The sequence below is a fragment of the Chromobacterium sp. LK11 genome, from assembly GCF_001043705.1.
Classification (GTDB): Bacteria; Pseudomonadota; Gammaproteobacteria; order Burkholderiales; family Chromobacteriaceae; genus Chromobacterium; species Chromobacterium alkanivorans.
Genome location: NZ_LDUR01000055.1, coordinates 1 through 3,103 on the forward strand (window position 1 = coordinate 1; position 3,103 = coordinate 3,103).

A 3,103-nucleotide genomic window follows, 5' to 3' on the forward strand; every position below is an offset into this window, starting at 1 on the left:
GATCTTTAACAAACTGAAGAAGCCGAATATATAAAGACGGCGAGATGGACACGTAGAGTTAACTCTTTACGCGGACAAATCGTCATCTTGGGTATTTGATTGTATCTAGGCTACGTCGCCATATCAAAAGGGGCGGTGTAGTCGTCGCACAAACACAACTTGTTGTTTTGGTGACCTAGGTTACTGAAATGATAGGGTCAAGCGACTAAGTGCATCTGGTGGATGCCTTGGCGATCATAGGCGAAGAAGGACGTGTAAGCCTGCGAAAAGCGCGGGGGAGCTGGCAATAGAGCTTTGATCCCGCGATGTCCGAATGGGGAAACCCCTCCGCAAGGAGATCCCAGACTGAATACATAGGTCTGAGGAGGCGAACGCAGCGAACTGAAACATCTAAGTAGCTGCAGGAAAAGAAATCAACCGAGATTCCGTTAGTAGTGGCGAGCGAACGCGGAAGAGCCTGTACGTGTTATGGATTGTGTTAGTGGAAGGTTCATGGAAAGGACCGCCATAGTGGGTGATAGCCCCGTACACGAAAACGCATTCCAAGGACTAGGCGTACGATAAGTAGGGCGGGACACGAGAAATCCTGTCTGAAGATGGGGGGACCATCCTCCAAGGCTAAATACTCATGATCGACCGATAGTGAACCAGTACCGTGAGGGAAAGGCGAAAAGAACCCCGGGAGGGGAGTGAAATAGAACCTGAAACCGGATGCATACAAACAGTGGGAGCGGACTTGTTCCGTGACTGCGTACCTTTTGTATAATGGGTCAGCGACTTACGTTCAGTAGCGAGCTTAACCGAATAGGGGAGGCGTAGGGAAACCGAGTCCGAATAGGGCGATTTAGTTGCTGGGCGTAGACCCGAAACCGAGTGATCTATCCATGGCCAGGATGAAGGTGCGGTAACACGCACTGGAGGTCCGAACCCACTAGTGTTGCAAAACTAGGGGATGAGCTGTGGATAGGGGTGAAAGGCTAAACAAACTCGGAGATAGCTGGTTCTCCCCGAAAACTATTTAGGTAGTGCCTCATGTATCACTTCCGGGGGTAAAGCACTGTTATGGCTAGGGGGTCATTGCGATTTACCAAACCATGGCAAACTCTGAATACCGGAAAGTGCGAGCATGGGAGACAGACGGTGGGTGCTAACGTCCATCGTCAAGAGGGAAACAACCCAGACCGCCAGCTAAGGTCCCAAATGATCAGTTAAGTGGTAAACGAGGTGGGAAGGCATAGACAGCCAGGATGTTGGCTTAGAAGCAGCCATCATTTAAAGAAAGCGTAATAGCTCACTGGTCGAGTCGTCCTGCGCGGAAGATGTAACGGGGCTCAAACTGATAACCGAAGCTGCGGATTTGCACGTAAGTGCAGATGGTAGGGGAGCGTTCTGTAGGTCTGTGAAGGTGTCTCGTAAGGGATGCTGGAGATATCAGAAGTGCGAATGCTGACATGAGTAGCGATAAAGCGGGTGAAAAGCCCGCTCGCCGAAAGCCCAAGGTTTCCTACGCAACGTTCATCGGCGTAGGGTGAGTCGGCCCCTAAGGCGAGGCTGAAAAGCGTAGTCGATGGGAAACGGGTTAAAATTCCCGTACTTTTATGCAGTGCGATGTGGGGACGGAGAAGGTTAGGTCATCAGACTGTTGGAATAGTCTGTTTAAGCCGGTAGGCTGGGGAGGTAGGCAAATCCGCCGCCCCTTAAGGCCGAGACGTGATGACGAGGGTCTACGGACCTGAAGTGACTGATACCACGCTTCCAGGAAAAGCCACTAAGCTTCAGCTGCATAAGAACCGTACCGCAAACCGACACAGGTGGGCAGGATGAGAATTCTAAGGCGCTTGAGAGAACTCAGGAGAAGGAACTCGGCAAATTGATACCGTAACTTCGGGAGAAGGTATGCCTCTTAGAGTGAATCCCCTGCGGGAGGAGCTTTGAGAGGTCGCAGAGAATCGGTGGCTGCGACTGTTTAACAAAAACACAGCACTGTGCCAACACGAAAGTGGACGTATACGGTGTGACGCCTGCCCGGTGCTGGAAGGTTAAGTGATGGGGTGCAAGCTCTTGATCGAAGCCCCAGTAAACGGCGGCCGTAACTATAACGGTCCTAAGGTAGCGAAATTCCTTGTCGGGTAAGTTCCGACCCGCACGAATGGCGTAACGATGGCCACACTGTCTCCTCCTGAGACTCAGCGAAGTTGAAGTGTTTGTGAAGATGCAATCTCCCCGCTGCTAGACGGAAAGACCCCGTGAACCTTTACTGTAGCTTTGCATTGGACTTTGAACAGACTTGTGTAGGATAGGTGGGAGGCTATGAAGTGGGAACGCTAGTTCTCATGGAGCCGTCCTTGAAATACCACCCTGGTGTGTTTGAGGTTCTAACCTTGGTCCGTGATCCGGATTGGGGACAGTGCATGGTAGGCAGTTTGACTGGGGCGGTCTCCTCCCAAAGTGTAACGGAGGAGTTCGAAGGTTACCTAGGTACGGTCGGAAATCGTGCTGATAGTGCAATGGCAAAAGGTAGCTTAACTGCGAGACCGACAAGTCGAGCAGGTGCGAAAGCAGGACATAGTGATCCGGTGGTTCTGAATGGAAGGGCCATCGCTCAACGGATAAAAGGTACTCCGGGGATAACAGGCTGATACCGCCCAAGAGTTCACATCGACGGCGGTGTTTGGCACCTCGATGTCGGCTCATCACATCCTGGGGCTGTAGCCGGTCCCAAGGGTATGGCTGTTCGCCATTTAAAGTGGTACGTGAGCTGGGTTCAAAACGTCGTGAGACAGTTTGGTCCCTATCTGCAGTGGGCGTTGGAAGTTTGACGGGGGCTGCTCCTAGTACGAGAGGACCGGAGTGGACGCACCTCTGGTGTACCGGTTGTGACGCCAGTCGCATTGCCGGGTAGCTAAGTGCGGAAGAGATAACCGCTGAAAGCATCTAAGCGGGAAACTCGCCTGAAGATGAGACTTCCCTGAGGGCTTGACCCTCCTGAAGAGTCGTTCGAGACCAGGACGTTGATAGGTCGGGTGTGGAAGCGCTGTGAGGCGTTAAGCTAACCGATACTAATTGCTCGTGAGGCTTGATCCTATCATTTGAGTGTCTTGGG

The 3,103-nt window shown here is 52.2% G+C and carries 1 rRNA gene; it reads left to right on the forward strand.

What is annotated here, in order from left to right:
- Positions 1-195: 195 nt before the first annotated feature.
- Positions 196-3,084 (forward strand): 23S ribosomal RNA (locus VK98_RS22485).
- The last annotated feature ends 19 nt before the right edge of the window (positions 3,085-3,103 follow it).